This is a genomic window from Kitasatospora sp. NPDC007106, assembly GCF_040634455.1.
GTDB classification, from domain to species: Bacteria; Actinomycetota; Actinomycetes; order Streptomycetales; family Streptomycetaceae; genus Kitasatospora; species Kitasatospora arboriphila.
The window spans coordinates 1-2485 of the sequence record NZ_JBEYFP010000835.1; the positions used below are offsets into that span (position 1 = coordinate 1).

Genomic DNA, 2485 nt, shown 5'->3' on the forward strand with positions numbered 1-2485 from the left:
CCGGCCGTCACGGTGCGGCGCCGTTGCCGGGGCCCGGGACCCGGAGGATCCGGCGCAGCCAGCGGCGGCGCGCCTCGCGGGCGTCGCGGCTGAGGGCGGCCTGCGGGGCGAGCGTGTCGAAGCCGTGGCAGGCGCCGGGCCACACGTGCAGTTCGGCCTCGCCGCCGGCCCGCCAGATCGCGTCGGCATAAGCCACCGCTTCGTCGCGGAAGGTCTCGGCGGAGCCGACCTCCAGGTAGGCCGGCGGCAGCGCGGACAGGTCGGTGGCGCGGGCCGGGGCCGCGTGCGGCGGGAGGTCGGCGGCGCCGTACCGGTCGCCCAGCAGGGCCTGCCAGGCGGTGGCGTTGGAGGTCACGTCCCAGGTGTCGACGCCGGCCATCTGGTGGCTGGAGAAGGTGCTGCCGCGGTCGTCGAGCATCGGGCTCAGCAGCAACTGGCCGATCGGCGCCGGGCCGCCGCGGTCGCGGAGCAGCAGGGCGAGTGCCGCGGCGAGGCCGCCGCCGGCGCTCTTGCCGCCGAGGACGATCCGGTCCGCGTCCAGGCCGAGCCCGGCCGCCCGGCCGGCCGTGTGGACGAGCCCGGCGAAGCAGTCCTCCAGCGGTCCCGGGTAGCGGGTCCCCGGCGCGAGCCGGTACTCGGCGGAGACGACGGCGAGGTGCAGCGGCAGGGCGAGGTCGCGCAGCAGCCGCGGCACGACGGACCGGGCGTTGCCCATCACCATGCCGCCGCCGTGCAGGTAGTACAGCAGCGGCAGCGGTCCGGGCACGCCGGCGGGCCGGGCGAGGACGAGCCGCACCTCGGGGCCGCCGTGCAGGCCGGGCGCGGTCAGCTCCGCCACCTCGAACCGGCCGTCCCCCCGCAGCTCCCGGAGGGTCGGCCGGGGCCGCGCCCCGGCGTCCCGGCGCTGGACGGCGGCGAGGTTCTCCGGGGTGACCCGCTCGCGTGCGGCCGCTCCCGCGGCGGCCAGGGCAGCCCGCAACTCCGGGTCGAGGGGCGGCGCGGGCGCGGCCTGCCCGTCCTGCCGCGGCGGTCCACCGATGCCCATCCCAGCCCCCTCCTCGCCGTGCCGTCCGGGACAGCCTGCCAGCCGGAGCGAGCCCGTGGTGCGCTTTCGGATCCGCTGCCCCGGCGGCGCTCCCGCCGGTCGGCGGATGCCGTCCCCGCCGAACGGCGGGTGGCAATTCCGGCATCCGTAGCGGAATCCGGCGACCGCACCTGAAATGTTTCTCCTTCAACCGGAAATTGCCCTCCTGAGACGTATCTCACCACGCCATTGCGACGTGCCCGAATCACCCCTGACCGGGGCTCAGATCACCGCCCGGCCTACCCTCCCAGGGGCCTTACGGCTGGAATCCAAAGGCTGGTGAAGGTGCTAGCCTCATTTTCATCGAGCGAGAAGCCAAACGCTCCTTACTTCACGTCAACTCTCTGACGATCCGCACCCGCCCGACCTCTGCGGAGTGCCGACCGCAATCCGTCGCACCCGATCGTCCGGGGCGGGATCGCACCACCCCCGCGACCCGTTCCGCCCGCGCATGCCCCAGAGCAGGAATCGATGCCCGTTCACCCACCAGCGGAACTCATTCGCTTCGTCCGCCGCAATTCACCCTTCTACGCGGAGCTGTACGCCGGCCTGCCCGACCGGACGGAGCGGCTGACCGACCTGCCGGTCGTCCCGCAGGCCGAGTTCTGGCGGGCGAACACGCCCCGCGACAACCGGCTGCTGACCGGCCCCCTCACCGAGGCCGTGGTCTTCAAGAGCGGCGGCACCACCGGCGCCCCGAAGTTCTCCTTCTACAGCCGGGAGGAGTGGCGGGAGTTCACCACCTCCTTCGGCAGCGGGCTGGTCGACGCCGGCCTCCGCCCCGGCCACCGCGTCGCCGACCTCTTCTACGCCGGTGACCTGTACGCCAGTCACACCTTCGTCCTCGACGCACTGCAGCACTCCCCCGTCGCCAACGTCCGGCTGCCGATCGGCGGGGCGGCACCGCTCGCCTCCACCCTCCGCACCCTGGAGCAGTTCGCGGCCCAGGTGGTCGCCGGCACCCCGACGACGCTGTGCGCACTCGCCGACCGCCTCCTCGCCGACGGCCGCGAACTGCCGGACGTGGAACTGCTGCTGTTCGGCGGCGAGGGCCTCTTCCAGGACCAACAACCGCTGCTCCGCAAGGCGTTCCCCAACGCCCGGGTGTCGTCGGTCGGTTACGCCGCCGTCGACGCCGGCCTGCTCGGCCGTCCCGTCCCGGGCGAGGACACCCGGGTGCACCGGGTGTTCGCCCCGGAGACCGTGGTCGAGATCCTGGACGAGCACACCGGCGAGCCGATCACCGAAGCGGGCGTGCCCGGCCGGGTCGTGGTGACCGACCTGCGGCGGCGGCTGATGCCCGTGCTGCGCTACCCCGTCGGGGACCGCGCCGCCTGGACGGACGCCTCCGCCGGCCGGTTCCGCATCCTCGGCCGCGCCCAGGAGGGCGTCCGGGTCGGC

Annotated in this window: 2 protein-coding genes; one reads left to right on the forward strand and one right to left on the reverse strand. The window is 74.6% G+C overall.

The window, feature by feature from the left end; translation table 11 throughout:
* Positions 1–7 precede the first annotated feature (7 nt).
* Positions 8–1045 (reverse strand): alpha/beta hydrolase, encoded by a 1038-nt coding sequence (locus ABZ641_RS33005; RefSeq protein WP_359987838.1) that lies wholly within the window; start codon positions 1043–1045, stop codon positions 8–10.
* Between the two features lie 510 nt (positions 1046–1555).
* Between ABZ641_RS33005 and ABZ641_RS33010 the strand changes: the two genes are divergently transcribed.
* Positions 1556–2485: phenylacetate--CoA ligase family protein (locus ABZ641_RS33010; protein ID WP_359987841.1), on the forward strand; the 930-nt coding region annotated here is incomplete at its 3' end.